The following is a 17,074-nucleotide window of genomic DNA, read 5'->3' as shown; positions in this document are numbered from 1 at the left end:
TCGTTTCTTTTCATTTTGATTAAAACCCATCGACATATACTCATCATTTTGTTATTATATTCATATCAATCTATTTTCAGGAGAACTTATGAATATAAAAAAAAGAACCACCAGATTTTTACTGACAGGCTCTACTTTTGTTTTATTAACTACTATCCTATTTTTAAGCTACGCTTGTTTGAAGACGTCTAGCACTCCCTGCAATGCGTTTGGTTGGTTATTATCGAACCACTCTGAGCTTACTCAGATAGAAGAATTCCCTTATCTATTGATTCTTTCATCGCTGTGCGGTTTTTTGTTTTCTGTTTACTTTCAAGCTTATGTATTTTACCAATTGCCAGGGACGATGAATGAGGCTGCCGGAGTTTTCACTGCATTGAAAGTTCTTTCTTTGATCAGTGTTTTCTTTTATTCGTTTGATCAGTCCTCATTATTCTTTTTTATAATCAATGGATTAGTCGTCATCTTATCTATTTTCACCTATTTTATTTTCTCATTGGTTTTTAAAAAGTTAAAGTTACCGCGTTATATCCAGTTCATCCCACTTTTTTGTTTTGGTTATAGCATGTTTTCTTTCTTTATTCTAGCGTTAGCACCAACCTTTGACCCAGAAAATATTCAAATCACCGGCAACTTTTTAGATTTGTTATTCATGTTGAGTCTTGGGTGGATGATGTGGAAAGTGAAAAAAGAGGCGGAAACAGAAGTCATCAACTCCGAGAAATAAGAAGGAGTTGCTTCTGCTTCAGCCTTTTTTATTTAGAGCGTGGAACAAAAGTAAGAAACACTTTTGTCTCGACCTCTTTTATCGTTTTTCTAAAATGTAAGAGTAGTCAGTCAAAGATAATTTTGCAATCAAAGATTCATATACTTTTCTTTTTATATATGCCCGTTCTGCTGGAACGATCTTGGTGTCCAAAACAGGGAAAACGATTTTTTCTTCACTTGGATGAAAGATTGGTAATCGTATTTCTTCGATTTCATTTGTTTCTATAGTAGCCGATAAAACAAGTGCATCAAAAAAGATGCTTGGTCGGCGTTTTTTGTATTTTTGTTTTTGGATTCGTTCTAAGATGACCTCGATCTGGTCGAAGAAATAGGATTCGTTCACATCACCGATAGTATGTGCTAAGTCCGTAAAATTCTTTGGCATTGGTAGTTGTTCTTTCTGAATGTAGAAATAATTTGCCAAGGTGACTGGTAGTTCCTTCTCATGGTTCACTGAAATAAACTGATACTCTTCATTTCCAGCACTTACTTTGTTGACAAGAAGAATATCCGCAGTTGTTCCATAAAAATAATCTTCTTCACCTTCAAAACAATAACGCCAAACCTCTTCCCCCATAGCTAATTTCTGTTCTTCTTGTGATAATTCCCGCAGTTGTGGCAGGAGTTCATTTGTGATGTTTTGACTTTCAGTAAGGTCTTTTTCATTGTTGAAGATCGGAAAATTCAACATGTATCGTCTATTTTCACGGAGCACCAATTTTTCTTCGATCAATTGATCTAAAAAATGTTCGAATTTTTTCTGAGGAAATTTTGTTTTTAGTTCTCTTAAAATAATTTCGTGCTGTTGATTTTCATACATATATGCCACAAATTCCGAAAAAATAGGTTGCTCGATTATTTTTCCTAGCTTTTTTTTCTTGCTATTTGAATAGAAATAGTTCATTTAGTTCCCTTCTTCGTTGTTTTCTCATTGAATAAAAAAGGCGGGAGAATCGTCGCGTTGACTTTCATCCCACCTTTTCACTGGCCACTATTTGATCATTTTTTAGTTAAATGCCGCTGTCAATTGAGGGACAACTTGTTTCTTACGAGAAACAACGCCTTTCAATAGTGCCCGATTATTTGTTAATTTTGTTTGGAAAGCTTCTTCGACTTTATCGATTGCATTTCCTGCTACCAATAATTCAGAATCGCTATCTAAAATATTTGTAACAACTAGTACAAACAAATCATATCCATTCTTAGCCATCTCTTCAGCCATCGCTTGTTCAAGCTCTGCTTGGCGATCCATGACTTCGTTTAGGTCAACGGTATTGATTTGAGCGATCCGCACATTTGCTTCACCCATTGGGAAGCTTTTTGCATCTAAGTCTAGAAGGACTGCTGCTGTTTTATCGCTTAAGTTCGTACCAGCTTTTAGCATATCTAATCCATAAGCTTCTAACTCAACTTCGGCTAATTCAGCAAGTTCTTTCGCTGCTGCTACATCTTCTGGTGTGCAAGTTGGTGATTTGAACAACAGTGTATCTGAAATGATTGCAGACAACATGATCCCAGCGATCTCTTTCGGAATAGCCACTTGATTTTCTTTGTACATCTTCAATACGATCGTACTTGTACATCCGACTGGTTCTGCACGATAGTAAAGTGGGTTCGCTGTTTCAAAATTAGCGATACGATGATGATCGACAACTGACAAGATCTCAACATCGGCAATATCAGAAATACTTTGTTGGAATTCGTTATGATCGACAAGCATCACTTGTGCAGCTTCGTCTTTCGCAGAAGCTACGACACGAGGGGCAGCAAGTTTGAAATAATCTAATGCATATTGTGTTTCTTCACTAGGTTCTCCTAAAGCCACAGCTTCAGTGTCCTTACCTAATTGATTTTGCAAATGTGAGAAAGCAATCGCTGCTCCAATTGCATCTGTATCCGGATTTTGGTGTCCAAAAACTAAAATTTTTGACATTTTTTTCGCTCCTTTGTGATTTCTCCTATTTAATAATAGCAAAAAACGGAAAAGAAGCAATACTTATCTTCTTTTCCGTCCCTCGCTATTTTGTAAGATATCCTTTGTATTCTTCGGTATGAAGCAAGCGCTTGGCGTTTTCAACACGCTCTTTTGTTGGTGGTTCGATACCTTCTAAAGGATATTTCAAGCCAAGTGTTTCCCATTTATATTTTCCCATCGTGTGATAAGGAAGGATCTCTACTTTCGCTACATTCGTCAATGTTTTGATAAATGCATCTAAGCGGATCAAATATTCATCATAGTCACTTCGCTCTGGGACCAACACGTGTCTGATCCAGACTGATTTGCCGGTTTCAGAGAGATATTGAGCCATGTCCAGAATATTTTCATTGCCCCAATGCGTTAATTTTTTGTGTTCTTCATTATCGATATGTTTGATATCAAACAGTAATAAATCAGTATATTTCATCAACTCTTGGAAACGAGAAAAGAAAGGTTCATCACGTGTAAAAGGTTTACCACATGTATCTAGTGTGGTGTGTATGCCGCGTTTTTTTGCTTTTTGAAATAGTTCGATCAAGAAATCGATCTGTAACAACGGCTCTCCTCCACTAACGGTGATACCGCCTTCTGAGCCCCAATAAGAACGATAACGTTCAGCTTGATCTAAAATCTCATCTGCCGTATATTCTTTTCCTCCGCCGATATTCCACGTATCAGGATTGTGGCAAAACTCGCAGCGCATGCGACAGCCTTGCATAAAAACGACAAATCTAACTCCAGGGCCATCTACTGAACCAAACGTTTCAATCGAATGGACATAGCCAATTGTTTTTTCTACCATAGGGATCACTTCTTTTCTTTGATTTCATTTTATAAAAATATTCTTCTGAGCAAAGCTAAAAGATGAGGGCAAGGACAATGAGTCGTCCTGCCCTCAAGTTGATTACATTCTGTCGTGTGATGTTCTCATCAAGACGTCTAGTTGTTGTTCTCTTGTCAAATCACGGAACTTAACAGCATAGCCAGATACACGAATTGTTAAGTTAGGGTATTTCATTGGATTTTCCATCGCATCGCGCAATAAATCATTACTGAATACATTCACGTTCAAATGGTAAGCTCCTTTAGAGAAGTAACCATCTAATACATTACGTAGATTACCGATTCTTGTATCTTCATCTTTACCAAGTCCAGTTGGGTTGATCGTTTGTGTATTTGAGATACCATCACGAGCATATGCATAATTGATTTTAGCTGTTGAGTTCAAGCTTGCTAATAATCCATTTTGTTCTGCATTATAACTTGGGTTTGCTCCTGGTGCAAGAGGTTTTCCAGCTTCACGACCATCCGGAGTATTCCCTGTATTTTTACCGTACACTACATTTGAAGTAATAGTTAACAATGATGTTGTTGGTGTAGAGTTGCGGTAAGTTTTATGACGTTTGATCTGTGTCATGAAGTATTCTAAGATCCATTCTGCTAATTTATCTGCATTATCATCGTCATTACCATATTTAGGGAAGTCGCCTTCTACTTCAAAGTCTACAGCGATTCCTTTTTCATTACGGATTGGTTTTACTTTTGCATATTTGATTGCAGCCAAGCTGTCAGCAGCATGTGAGATACCAGCGATACCTGTTGCAAACGTACGTTTCAATTCTGAATCCATCAATGCAAGTTGTGCTGCTTCATAAGAATATTTATCATGCATGTAGTGGATGATGTTCAATGTATTGACATATAATTCAGCCAACCAATCCATCACATTCATGAAGTTATGTTTTACTTCTTCAAAGTCTAATGTTTCAGAAGAAATCGGACGATATTCTGGTCCAACTTGTGCGCCTGTAACTTCATCTACACCACCATTGATAGCATATAATAAAGCTTTCGCTAAGTTTGCACGGGCACCGAAGAACTGCATGTCTTTACCGACAACTGTTGCAGATACACAACATGCGATCGCGCAGTCATCTGAACCCCATTGTTCACGTAATAGATTATCATTTTCAAATTGGATCGAAGAACTTTCGATAGCGATCTTGCTTGCATAAGTTCTAAATCCTTCTGGAAGATGTTCTGAATACAAAACAGTTAAGTTTGGTTCTGGAGAAGGTCCCATGTTTGTCAATGTATGCAATAGGCGGAAATCATTCTTCGTTACTAATGAACGGCCATCTAAGCCCATACCTGCAATGGAAAGTGTTGCCCAGATTGGGAAACCTGAGAATAATTGGTTATATTCTGGCGTACGAGCAAATTTTACCATACGAAGTTTCATCACTAAATGGTCGATCAATTCTTGTGCTTCTTGTTCAGTGATCACACCATTGTCTAAGTCACGTTGGATGTAGATATCTAAGAAAGCAGAAACACGACCGATAGACATCGCAGCACCATTTTGTGATTTGATTGCAGCTAGATAACCAAAGTACAACCATTGTACAGCTTCTTTTGCATTTGCTGCTGGTTTTGAAATATCATAGCCATATTTAGCAGCCATTTCTTTCATTTGAGCTAATGCACGATATTGTTCTGTGATTTCTTCACGAAGACGAATCACGTCTTCACTCATTGTATGGTAACCAGTCATATCATGATCTTTTTTCTTTTGTTCCATCAAATAGTCGATTCCATATAAAGCGATACGACGGTAGTCACCAATGATACGTCCGCGGCCGTAAGCATCTGGTAAACCAGTGATGATCTTGTTTTTACGTGCAGCACGCATTTCAGCAGTGTACGCATCGAAAACACCTTGGTTATGTGTTTTTCTCCAATCAGTAAAGATATGTGTCAATTCATCATTTGGTGTATAGCCATTACTTTTTAGTGCATTGTTTGCCATGTTGATTCCACCAAAAGGCATGAATGCTTGTTTCAATGGTTTGTCAGTTTGTAAACCAACAACTTTTTCTAAGTCTTTATCCAAGTAGCCAGCGTCATGTGAAGTGATCGTTGATACGATTTCTGTATCCATATCGTAAACACCGTTACGTTCGAATTGGATATCATTTAATTTTTGTAGTTCTGCCCATAATTTTTCTGTTGCTTCTGTTGGTTTTTCTAAGAAGCTGTCATCCCCACGGTATTCCGTGTAGTTATTTTGAATAAAATCGCGTGTATCCACGCCTTCTTTCCATTTCGTTCCTTTAAATCCATTCCATTGCTCCATTGTATGGACCTCCTATTTTCTGTTTAATGTAACAGTTTTTACGTGATTAGTATAACACAGAAGCAGACCTTTGCAAGGGTTTTCTTGTTTTTTATTTAACAAAATAAAAGCTTTTTAGTATAGACATTGGACCAACGTTGATTTACCAGTGTTTAGCCATTGTGAACACTTTCATATTTTTGACAATATCTATTAATATTTTATTAACAAACATGAAATAAGAGGGTTATCTGTATTAGTACAGATAACCCTCTTATCAAAAAATACCATAACAGTTTACTCGTCAATCGAAATCTCTGGTGAATCAATTACTTTGATGACTTCGCCACCGCTTTTTTCATCCATTGCAAAGGAACCATTGGATGTTCTGTCACCAATCGGATAGTCCGTTGGATCAATGACTAGCTCTTGTCCTTTTTGGTTGATCACTGTCATCTCTTTCGATTTGCCTTCCGACATGTAAATGATACGATGCGGATTTTTCTTTAATTCACGCAAAACTGTGACACCACGCTTCGCACGCGAGGTTTGACTGATTTCTTGTGCTAACATTCGTTTAACGGCTCCACGCTGAGTAACGATCACGATCGGTGTATCTCCTTCAGCAATCACTAAGAGTCCATTGACCACAGTATCTTCTTCTTTAAGATTGATCGATTTGACACCAGCTGCTTTTGTCCCAACTACTGGCACTTCTTGGAGCGGATAACGTAGTCCCATGCCCTGATGTGTGACTAAAAAGACATCTAAGGCTGTCTGACCGTCTTCAAGGTAAACGGCGACTAATTCATCGTCTTCGCTCTTCAGCTTCATCCCGCTAAGCGGACGGCTCTTGTACGTACGCCATGGTTCGAATTCTGTCATTCTCGTTTGTTTGATCCATCCTTGTTTACTGATGAACACAAATGTTTTCTCCGGATCGATTTTTTTGTAAGGAAAGACTGCCAAAATCGACTCATCTACAGAAAGATTTAAAATCGTTTGCGAGATATGTTCCCCTGCATCCTTCCATTTCAAATCAGGCAACTCATGGACCGGACGATAAATGACATTAGCTTTGTTCGTGACGAGGAGAAGATGATCCAATGTATTCAGTTCTCCGGAATATAGCAAGTAATCGCCCTCTCTCATCCCGATTTCTTCAGGTTTAGAGGCGCTATATGAACGTAGACTAGTTCGTTTCACGTAGCCTTCTCTGGTCACACTGACAACAACGTCTTCTTGTGCCACCAATACTTTGGTATCGATTTTGATTTCTTCGATTTCATCTTCGATCTTCGTCATACGAGCATTCGCGTACTTTTTCTTGACTTCGCGAAGTTCTTTTTTCATCACAGAGAATAGTTCTTTGTCATCAGACAAGATCTTATTCAATTCAGTGATTTGAGCAATCAGGCTTTCTGACTCTGCACGTAACTCCGTGATATCTGTATTCGTTAAACGATACAATTGCAGTGTCACGATTGCTTCTGCCTGTTCCTCAGTAAATTGGAAAACGTCCACTAAATTTTTCTTTGCATCTTTTTTATCTTTACTTTCACGGATCGTCGCAATCACTTCATCAAGGATCGATAAAGCTTTCATCAATCCTTCAACGATGTGCTGACGTTTTTGCGCCTTTTCCAAATCAAATTGACTACGCTTCGTGATCACCTGTTTTCGATGGTCGATATAACTACTCAAGATATCTTCCAAGCCGACTTGATGAGGTGTCATATGATCGATAGCGACCATATTGAAATTGTAGTTGATTTGCAGTTCTGTATTTTTGAATAAATAATTTAAGATTCCAGGTGCATTTGCATCTTTTTTTAGTTCTACGACGATTTGTAACCCTGTTCGGTCACTTTCATCTCGTACCTCAGCGATTCCATCGATTTTTTTATTCAAACGGATCTCATCCATTTTCTTGACAAGCGTTGCTTTATTTACTTCATATGGGATCTCAGAGATCACGATTTGTTGTTTGTTCCCTTTGATGGCCTCGATTTTTGTCTTTGAACGAAGTATGACCTTGCCCCGTCCAGTTTCGTAGGCTTTTTTGATTTCATCTTTCCCTTGTAAGATTCCGCCAGTTGGGAAATCTGGTCCTGGGATAAATTCCATCAACTTGTCTAAACTAGCTTTTGGATGGTCGATCATGTAGATCGTTCCATCGATCACTTCCGCTAAGTTATGTGTGGGGATCTCTGTTGCATACCCTGCTGAAATCCCTGTCGATCCATTGACCAGCAGATTAGGGTATCTGGCTGGTAAAACAGTGGGTTCTTTTTCTGTATCATCAAAGTTCCAGACAAGATCCACTGTGTTTTTTTCGATGTCTGCCAGCATTTCACCACTCAACTGTGATAATCGGGCTTCTGTATAACGCATGGCAGCTGGTGGATCTCCATCCATACTCCCATTGTTTCCGTGCATCTCGATCAAGACTTCTCTTAGTTTCCAATCTTGACTCATACGAACCATTGCTTCATAGATACTGCTATCTCCATGAGGGTGATAGTTCCCCATGATGTTCCCAACAGATTTAGCAGATTTTCTAAAGCCTTTATCAAAAGTATTACCATCTTTATTCATGGCAAATAAAATCCGTCTTTGAACGGGTTTCAATCCATCACGAATATCAGGCAACGCTCTTTCTTGGATAATATATTTTGAGTAACGTCCAAAGCGGTCACCCATTACTTCTTCTAGCGTTAGCTCTTGTACTTCTTGACGATTTTCCATCAGGTGACCTCCTATTCTACAACAATTTGATCTGTTTGTTTCTCTTCATCCAGTAATTCGTTTGAAACAGATGGTGTGATCTCAACTTCTTCTTTTTTATCAAGGATACTTCCATCTTCTTCCAAAGTAAACTGGACATGGGTTTCGATCCATTTACGACGTGGCTCGACTTTATCTCCCATCAACGTGGTGACACGACGCTCTGCTTGGGCTGCGTCATCGATCCGAACGCGGATCAACGTACGTGATGTTGGGTCCATCGTTGTTTCCCATAATTGTTCCGCATTCATTTCTCCAAGCCCTTTGTAACGTTGAAGCATATAGCCTTTACCGATCTTCTTGATCGTTGCTGCAAGCTCATCATCCGTCCAAGCATATTCGATTACTTGTTTTTTCCCTTGTCCCTTAGATACTTTGTATAATGGCGGTAGAGCAATGTAGACTTTCCCAGCTTCGATCAAAGGTTTCATGTAGCGATAGAAGAAAGTTAACAACAATACTTGGATATGTGCACCATCCGTATCTGCATCGGTCATGATGATGATCTTGTCATAATTGCAATCTTCAATCGAAAATTCTGGACCAACACCCGCACCGATCGTATAGATCATGGTATTGATTTCTTCATTTTTTAAAATATCTTGCATCTTCGCTTTTTCGGTATTGATAACTTTTCCTCGAAGTGGCAAAATAGCTTGGAACTTGCGATCTCGTCCTTGTTTCGCTGACCCACCGGCTGAATCCCCTTCGACTAAATACAATTCATTCTTTTTGGGATTACGGGATTGCGCAGGCGTCAATTTCCCTGATAAGAGAGATTCCCCTTTTTTACGCTTCTTGCCGTTGCGGCTTTCTTCTCGCGCTTTTCGTGCTGCTTCTCGCGCTTCTCTGGCTTTTACAGCCTTTCGAACAAGCATTTGACTCATTTCACTATTTTCTTGTAAATAAAAGCCCATTTGTTCACCAATGACGTTATCTACGACGGTCCGTGCTACTGGTGTCCCTAGTTTTTCTTTTGTTTGTCCTTCGAATTGAAGCAGGTTTTCTGGCACGCGAATTGAAAGGACAGCGGCGAGACCTTCTCTAAAATCACTACCTTCAAGGTTCTTGTCTCTCTCCTTCAGCAAGCCCACTTTTCTAGCATATTCATTGTATGCTTTTGTCATAGCAGTTTTCATTCCTGCTTCGTGGGTACCACCATCTTTTGTTCGAACATTATTAACGAAAGACAAGACATTTTCAGAATAGCCATCATTATATTGATAAGCTACTTCCACTTCGATTCCGTCTTTTTCACCAGAGAAATAAACAACTGGTGTCAATGTATCTTTTTCTTCATTCAAATAATCGACAAATTCTTTGATTCCTTCTTCATAATGAAAGACTTCATTAACTGGCTCTTCTCCACGTAAATCAGAGAGAGTGATCCGTACGCCGCGTAATAGGAAAGCTGATTCTCTCAAACGTTCTGATAATATTTCATAAGAAAATTTTGTGGTAGAAAAAATCGAATCATCTGGCAAGAAATGGACGGTCGTGCCATTTGCTTTTTTAGTTTTGCCGATTTTTTTCAGTGTGCCGTTTGGTTTTCCGCCATTACTGAATTTTTGTTGATATTCAATGCCATCACGTACGATCGTGACAACCAGCCATTTTGACAATGCGTTTACAACGCTGGCACCTACACCATGAAGTCCTCCAGAGGTTTTATATCCTCCTTGGCCGAACTTCCCGCCGGCATGCAATACCGTAAAAATCACTTCGACTGTTGGGATACCTGACGCATGCATCCCTACTGGCATTCCACGTCCGCTATCTACGACGGTGATACTATTGTCTTCATGTATCGTTACGCCAATTTCATTTCCATATCCTGATAATGCTTCATCTACAGCATTATCGACGATTTCATAGACTAAATGATGTAAGCCTCGGCTGTCAGTCGACCCAATATACATCCCTGGTCTTTTTCTGACTGCCTCTAATCCTTCAAGAACCTGGATTGACGCATCATTATATTCGTTCTTTACTTTTTTTGCCAAGGCAAACGCTCCTTCAATAATACTTTGCGGTAAAAACCGCACCACGATAATCATACTAGAAAAGCTCCTGAAAAAAAAGAGGGTAGAAGCGAATTAAAAACTATTTAATACCTCGTTTCCTACCCACATATGCTCTTTTTGAGCCATTTCTCTTTTGGCATTTCTCTGTCTTTTGAGTTTTTCTAACCATTGTTCTGTTCTTGCATTTTGTTCCACTCGATCTTGATACAACGGTCCATCACGACATCTTCATGATTTGCTTTTTGGAGTATGTTCGCTGCTTCTTCATTTTGGATCCCTAACTGCGCCCAAAAAACTTTTGCATTCGTCTGTAAAAACTCTTCGGCGATTCCTGGTAAAAATTCACTGCGACGAAAAATATCGACAATATCGATAGGTTCATCTATATCTGAAAGACGTGCAAATACTTTTTCTCCTAAGACTTCCTGTCCTGCTAAAACAGGATTGACTGGTAAAATTCGATATCCCTTGTCTTGGAGCAACTGAGCAATTTTATAGCTTGTACGCTCTTCCTTATTACTTAAGCCTATGACCGCGATCGTTTTCGCTTCTTTTAAATAATCAAAGATTCTTTCTTGCGTTGGATTTTCAAATGCCATCTATTTTACGCTTCCTTTCGTCTGATCTTTCAAGTTTTTCCGATTGTTCCTGCTTACTATTCATGCTAAAATAAACCTTAGTTTTCAACTTGAAAGAGGGTTAAAAATGAAATTGATCTTATTATTTATTGTAGCATACCTTTTAGGTTCGATTCCTTCGGGCGTTTGGGTAGGCAAATTGTTTTTTAAAAAAGATATTCGCCAACACGGCAGCGGCAATACTGGCACGACGAATACATTCAGAGTACTAGGTAAAACCGCAGGAACCATTGTTTTGTTCATGGATATCCTGAAAGGAACATTGGCAACTTGTCTGCCGTTTATTTTCCACGTTACGAGCATTAATCCGCTTTGGTTTGGTGTTTGTGCGATTTTAGGGCACACATTCCCGATATTTGCAGGATTCAAGGGCGGAAAAGCTGTAGCTACAAGTGCCGGCATGCTTTTGGGATTCAATCCGCTCTTTTTCGTTTATTCGTGTATTATTTTCATCGTTAGTCTTTTTTGTACAAGCATGGTTAGTTTGAGCAGTATGATCAGTGCAGTGTTGATCACATTATCCACGATCTTCTTGCCTTATATTGCCCCTAGCATTTTACCTGAGCCTAACTGGTTGCTTACGATCATTGCCTTCTTAGTGTCATCTTTTATTTTTTATCGTCACAAAGACAATATCAAACGTATCAAAGATAAAACTGAAAGTAGAGTCCCTTTTGGCTTGAACAGCAGCAAAAAGAATAATTGAAAAGCAGAGAGCAAGTGAGACAAAAAGAAGTTGGGACAGAAGTGTTTAACTCCGAGAAATAAGAAGAAATTCACGAAAATTGCTGTTCAAATTGTTGTGAATTTCGGCTTATTTAAGAAGGAGTTGCTTCTGTTCCCACCGTTTATTCGTTTATAAAGAATGAGACAAAAGTGTTTCTTACTTTTGTCCCACGCTTTTTTTTATTGTTTTTTAACATATTTCTTGAAATTCTGTTCTATTTTACTGTAATCGAATATTTTGTTTTAAAGATTTCATGGGCCCCTAATTGATTGATTCCAGCTTTTTCCATCAGCTTACCTGTGCTGTCCACTGTATCCGCGATCCCACACCAAGGTTCGATACATACGAACGGAGCTTCTTTGGGATAAGGAGACCAAATACCCACGTAAGGCATATCTTTATAGCTCAAAGTCACACTATGACTCGTTTTTTCGCTTCTGATAGCATAAGCATTCAACCCTTTTGTCTCAAAGACCAACGCATCCTGATCGAATAATTCACGCATCAATGCAAGATTCGTATTTGTCTGGCCCAATGTTTTTTGATCCATATCGATATACGGACCATTTAGAGGTAAACGCAATCTAGATTTTCTTGGTGAGAATGCAAGATAAAAATCTTCAAAAGTCAATCCTTCTTCAAGTGGAACGTTAAAGGCAGGATGCCCGCCAATCGAAAAGAACATTTCTTCTTCTCCAACATTCGCTACTTGGTAATGAACAGTGATCCCATCCCCACCTAGTTCATAAGAAATGACGAGTTCAAAATCAAATGGATAATTTTTCTTTGTTTCAGGAGTACTTTTTAGCATAAAACTAGCTAATTCCTCGCCTTGCTCAATGACCTCAAAATCCATATCTCTAGCAAAGCCATGTTGCCCCATCGAATAAGTCTTCCCTTGATAAGTATATTGGTCATCTTTAAGGCGACCGACAAATGGAAATAATACTGGCGCATGGCGTCCCCAGTATTCAGGATCACCTTGCCAAATGTATTCCAAATTTGATTCTTTTGATTTTAAACTAATCAATTCTGCGCCATGTTCAGCGATTTCAGCAATCAATTGATCATTTTGAATGATAACAGTCATAGTAATTCCTCCATCATTAAATCCTAAAACCTGAGACGATAGCTGTGTCTCAGGTCTATAAGTTTTTCCTCTATTTGAATAAATGTTGAACTGCTTTTTTAGATTGAATCAGTTAATAGCTGTGCTTAGTCAATTCTTCTTTAAAGCGAGAATTCAAAACTTTTAGATACGTGCCCTTCATCCCCAGAGAACGAGATTCAATGATACCGGCTGACTCTAATTTGCGTAATGCATTCACGATCACTGAACGAGTGATGCCGATCTTGTCAGCAATATTTGAAGCCGTCAAACGGCCTTCATCTCCCTCTAATGCATCAAAAATCGCCTGCACCGCTTTTAATTCACTGTATGATAACGTATTGATCGCCATCTGGACCGCAGTCGCACTGCGAACGTCGGCTTCGATACTTCGAGATTTTTGATACAAGATCTGCATCCCAACTACTGTTGCTCCGTATTCAGCCAATACTAGATCATCATCATTGAAAGCTTGTTCCATTTTCGCAAGAATGATCGTCCCTAAACGTTCCCCTGCACCAAAGATCGGTACAACAGTGGTTAAACCAAAAGGATACTTTTCTCTGGTTTCAAAAGGAAAAGCAGTGATTTCACTGGTGATAGGAATATTCGCTTCTGTTTTATTTAGTTGACCAACAGTGTCTGTATAAGAATCGGGAAATTGCTTTTCAACAAACATGCTTTTTACACGATCGTTGTTTACATCGTGACGTTCATTATAACCTAAAAGTACACCATCACTACCGATGATATATACATTACTATCTAAAATAGCACCTAGAGTAACAGCCATCTTATCGTAAGGTAAATCTGCTTGCATATCAAAAGTATTTTTTTGTTGCAAGAGTTTATTTATCTTGCGGGTCTTTGTCAATAAATCCGTCATTTTCTTCCTCCGATTTTATAAAATATAGCGGCTTAAGTCTTCGTTTGCCGCGATTGAGCCCAACTTTTCATCCACATATGCTTCTGTGATGGTTATTTCCCCCATCTGCATATCAGGTGCTTCAAATAGTAGATCTTCCAATAGTTTTTCAAGAATCGTGTGCAAGCGACGCGCACCGATGTTATCTGTGTCGCGGTTCACGTCATAAGCGATTTGTGCAATTTTCTCAATCGCTTCTTTTGTGAACGTTACTGAGACATTTTCTGTACCGATCAAAGCCACATATTGCTTGATCAACGCATTGTTTGGTTCAGTCAGGATCTTGATGAAGTCTTCTGCCGTCAGATCATCCAATTCAACACGGATCGGGAAACGTCCTTGTAGTTCAGGGATCAAGTCGCTAGGTTTTGACAGATGGAACGCCCCTGAAGCAATGAACAAGACATGGTCAGTCTGGATCGTACCATATTTCGTATTTACTTGTGAGCCTTCAACGATTGGTAAAATGTCACGTTGGACCCCTTCTCTTGATACTTCACCGGATTGCTGTGATTTTGACGTGATCTTATCGATTTCATCAATAAAAATGATCCCGCTTGATTCTGCTAATTTGATTGCTTCACTATGGATATCCGCATCTTTGACAAGTTTAGCAGATTCTTCTTTTGTCAATAATTCTAAGGCTTCTTTGACTGTCACTGTGCGTTCGACCTTTTTCTTAGGTGTCAAAGCTCCTAGTGTTTCGTTCAAGTCGATACCCATTTGCTCTAATCCGTTGTTCATCATTGGTGCTGGTTTCTTTTGATCTTCCACTTCAATCGTTACTTCGCGGTTATCCAAAAGACCTTTTTGTAGCTGTTCCAATACCGTTTTGCGATTCACTCGTATGTCTTCAGTGACATCTTCTTGAGGTTCTGCATTATTTTGCTGCGCCATATTGAACATATTCATCATCTGTTCAAATTGATTGCCAGATTGTTTTTGTTCTTTTTTGATACCAGGAACCAACACTTTTACTAAGCGTTTTTCAGCATTCTTTTTCGCATCCATATATACACGGCTATATTGTTCTTTTTCTACGATTTGGATCGCATTTTCAACTAGATCACGCACCATCGATTCGACATCGCGCCCTACATAACCTACTTCAGTAAATTTAGTTGCTTCGACTTTGACAAAAGGTGCATTGACGATTTTCGCTAAACGGCGGGCAATTTCTGTTTTACCTACCCCAGTCGGTCCGATCATCAACATGTTTTTAGGTGTGATATCTTGTTGCATTTTTTCATCTAGTTGTAGACGGCGGTAGCGGTTACGTAATGCTACAGCAACTGATTTTTTAGCGTCATGTTGACCAACGATGTATTGGTCCAATTCGCTGACGATTTGTCTTGGTGTTTGTTTTAATTCATTCATAGTTTGTTCACCTCTATATTTCTTCCACGATGATATTATGATTTGTGAAAATACAAATATCTGCTGCGATATTCAATGCATTTTCTGCGATTTCTTTTGCACTCATATCATTTTGAGCATAGTTTTTCATTGCACGGGCGGCAGCTAATGCGAAGTTACCTCCTGAACCGATAGCCAAAATACCATCATCAGGCGTGATCACTTCACCAGTCCCCGATACTAGAAGCATCTCTTTATCATTCATAACGATCAGCATTGCTTCTAATTTTTGCATCGATTGTTGTGTGCGCCATTCTTGCGCCAATTCTACTGCTGCTCTTTGCAAGTTGCCGTTATATTCATTTAGCTTTCCTTCAAACTTTTCTTCTAAAGTAAAAGCATCTGCCACACTTCCAGCAAAACCGACAACCACTTCGTCATTGTAGATGCGGCGTACTTTTCTGGCAGTGCCTTTCATAACAACAGATTCCCCCATCGTTACTTGACCATCGCCCGCCATTGCGAACTTGCCGTTTTTTTCAACAGCACAGATTGTCGTTGAATGGAATTGTGATTCTACCATAGTTATTTCCTCCTAAATAGTTAACTTTCTCTTTTATCTCACGCTCTTGGGTGAAAAGAACGGTAATTTTTTTGTAAGCTTTCTTTGGTTACATGCGCATAGATTTGGGTCGTTGAGAGGTTCGCGTGACCAAGCAATTCTTGCACCGTACGCAGATCTGCACCATTATTCAATAGATGGGTTGCAAATGTATGTCTAAGCATATGGGGATGAATCGAACTATCTAAGCTGCTTTTTTTTATTATTTGGTTTAAAACATATTCAATGCCTGTTGGTGTGATTGGTTCTCCATGATGATTGACAAAAACGATATCATGCTCTTTCTGATACTTCGTCATCAAGACTTGACGGCCATTTTCAACATATTCCATTAAAGCATCATGTGCAAATGATCCAATCGGCGCATATCGTTCTTTGTTTCCTTTCCCATGGACCAGCATGACTTCCGAATCAAGATCGATATCCGACATTTTCAGATTGCTGCATTCACTTAAACGGATACCCGAACCATAGAGAATCTCTAATAATGCTCGATTTCTCAGTTCCAACGGTTTTTCTCCCGTTACACTATCGAATAGTGCCTGCATTTCATCTTCATAAAAAAAGCGGGGCAATTTTAAATTTTTCTTTTTGAGGTGCACATAGGAAAAAGGGTTTTCAATGATCAGCTCTTCTTTTAAAAGGTACTGATAAAATGAACGTAGACTGGCGATCTTTCGACTAATCGAATTTCTGCTGTACATCTCATCAGTCAAGTAGCTCAAATACACGCGTACATCCATATGTTTTACTTTTAATAAATCGTCATCACCAGAGTCAGCCAAAAATTGATGGAAGTTGTTGATATCTTCTTCATACGCTTCCCTTGTTTTTTCGGAATACCCTCGTTCAACGATTAAATAACGTAAAAATTTTTCTTTCCATGGTTGTTCTGTCATTTCATCACCTTCCTTTTGATCCCAGAGATAAATTTAGCATAGCAAAAATAAAAAGACAAATAAATTGTCAGAATTTAACCAATATTTCTAAGTTTATTCACAATTAAAACAATTATCTTGACAAAAA

The 17,074-nt window shown here is 38.9% G+C and carries 14 protein-coding genes; 2 read left to right on the top strand and 12 right to left on the bottom strand.

All coding sequences use genetic code 11. The features are described from left to right. The first annotated feature begins 88 nt into the window (after positions 1 to 88). Positions 89 to 727, top strand: a complete 639-nt coding sequence (locus FGQ66_RS10535) for a hypothetical protein (RefSeq protein ID WP_171024599.1) — start codon at positions 89 to 91, stop codon at positions 725 to 727. 78 nt (positions 728 to 805) lie between these two features. Here the strand turns inward: FGQ66_RS10535 and FGQ66_RS10530 are convergent, their stop codons facing one another. The 7 genes from FGQ66_RS10530 to FGQ66_RS10500 all read right to left on the bottom strand — a co-directional run bounded on the left by FGQ66_RS10530 (position 806) and on the right by FGQ66_RS10500 (position 11,271). Beyond that, positions 806 to 1,672 carry a DUF1803 domain-containing protein gene (locus FGQ66_RS10530; protein WP_138302373.1) on the bottom strand — a complete coding sequence of 289 codons (867 nt, stop codon included), beginning with the start codon at positions 1,670 to 1,672 and terminating at the stop codon, positions 806 to 808. Between the two features lie 102 nt (positions 1,673 to 1,774). Further along, positions 1,775 to 2,701, bottom strand: a complete 927-nt coding sequence (locus FGQ66_RS10525) for a manganese-dependent inorganic pyrophosphatase (protein ID WP_081134385.1) — start codon at positions 2,699 to 2,701, stop codon at positions 1,775 to 1,777. A gap of 85 nt (positions 2,702 to 2,786) precedes the next feature. Then, entirely contained in the window at positions 2,787 to 3,548 is a 762-nt protein-coding gene (gene pflA, locus FGQ66_RS10520; protein ID WP_081134386.1) for a pyruvate formate-lyase-activating protein, read from the bottom strand. Between the two features lie 102 nt (positions 3,549 to 3,650). Next, positions 3,651 to 5,882: a formate C-acetyltransferase gene (gene pflB, locus FGQ66_RS10515; RefSeq protein WP_005878172.1), complete on the bottom strand. Its 2,232-nt coding sequence runs from the start codon at positions 5,880 to 5,882 to the stop codon at positions 3,651 to 3,653. A gap of 276 nt (positions 5,883 to 6,158) precedes the next feature. Continuing rightward, on the bottom strand, positions 6,159 to 8,609 hold the full coding sequence (parC, locus tag FGQ66_RS10510; RefSeq protein WP_138302372.1) for a DNA topoisomerase IV subunit A: 2,451 nt from the start codon (positions 8,607 to 8,609) through the stop codon (positions 6,159 to 6,161). A gap of 11 nt (positions 8,610 to 8,620) precedes the next feature. Next, positions 8,621 to 10,651: a DNA topoisomerase IV subunit B gene (gene parE / locus FGQ66_RS10505; RefSeq protein ID WP_025479917.1), complete on the bottom strand. Its 2,031-nt coding sequence runs from the start codon at positions 10,649 to 10,651 to the stop codon at positions 8,621 to 8,623. A gap of 182 nt (positions 10,652 to 10,833) precedes the next feature. Beyond that, entirely contained in the window at positions 10,834 to 11,271 is a 438-nt protein-coding gene (locus FGQ66_RS10500) for a CoA-binding protein (RefSeq protein WP_138302371.1), read from the bottom strand. A 106-nt stretch (positions 11,272 to 11,377) separates the two neighbouring features. Between FGQ66_RS10500 and plsY the strand changes: the two genes are divergently transcribed. Next, positions 11,378 to 12,016 carry a glycerol-3-phosphate 1-O-acyltransferase PlsY gene (gene plsY / locus FGQ66_RS10495; RefSeq protein ID WP_005878164.1) on the top strand — a complete coding sequence of 213 codons (639 nt, stop codon included), beginning with the start codon at positions 11,378 to 11,380 and terminating at the stop codon, positions 12,014 to 12,016. A gap of 235 nt (positions 12,017 to 12,251) precedes the next feature. Here plsY and FGQ66_RS10490 read toward each other — a convergent pair whose 3' ends face one another. From FGQ66_RS10490 to xerC, 5 genes are all read right to left on the bottom strand, one after another. After that, positions 12,252 to 13,127, bottom strand: a complete 876-nt coding sequence (locus FGQ66_RS10490; protein WP_138302370.1) for an aldose 1-epimerase family protein — start codon at positions 13,125 to 13,127, stop codon at positions 12,252 to 12,254. A gap of 112 nt (positions 13,128 to 13,239) precedes the next feature. Continuing rightward, positions 13,240 to 14,031 (bottom strand): GTP-sensing pleiotropic transcriptional regulator CodY, encoded by a 792-nt coding sequence (codY, locus tag FGQ66_RS10485; RefSeq protein ID WP_005878161.1) that lies wholly within the window; start codon positions 14,029 to 14,031, stop codon positions 13,240 to 13,242. Between the two features lie 15 nt (positions 14,032 to 14,046). After that, positions 14,047 to 15,447 carry an ATP-dependent protease ATPase subunit HslU gene (gene hslU, locus FGQ66_RS10480; RefSeq protein ID WP_016176813.1) on the bottom strand — a complete coding sequence of 467 codons (1,401 nt, stop codon included), beginning with the start codon at positions 15,445 to 15,447 and terminating at the stop codon, positions 14,047 to 14,049. A gap of 13 nt (positions 15,448 to 15,460) precedes the next feature. Continuing rightward, positions 15,461 to 16,009: an HslVU peptidase proteolytic subunit gene (gene hslV, locus FGQ66_RS10475; RefSeq protein ID WP_005878157.1), complete on the bottom strand. Its 549-nt coding sequence runs from the start codon at positions 16,007 to 16,009 to the stop codon at positions 15,461 to 15,463. A 38-nt stretch (positions 16,010 to 16,047) separates the two neighbouring features. Further along, a complete protein-coding gene (gene xerC, locus FGQ66_RS10470) occupies positions 16,048 to 16,947 on the bottom strand; it encodes a tyrosine recombinase XerC (RefSeq protein ID WP_115235505.1) in 900 nt (299 codons plus the stop codon). Positions 16,948 to 17,074 lie beyond the last annotated feature (127 nt).

It is taken from the genome of Enterococcus sp. BSD2780061688st2 D3, from assembly GCF_005844145.1.
Taxonomy (GTDB): Bacteria; Bacillota; Bacilli; order Lactobacillales; family Enterococcaceae; genus Enterococcus_B; species Enterococcus_B durans.
The sequence above is the reverse complement of the archived record's forward strand: the minus strand, read 5'-3'. Positions and strand labels throughout refer to the sequence as shown.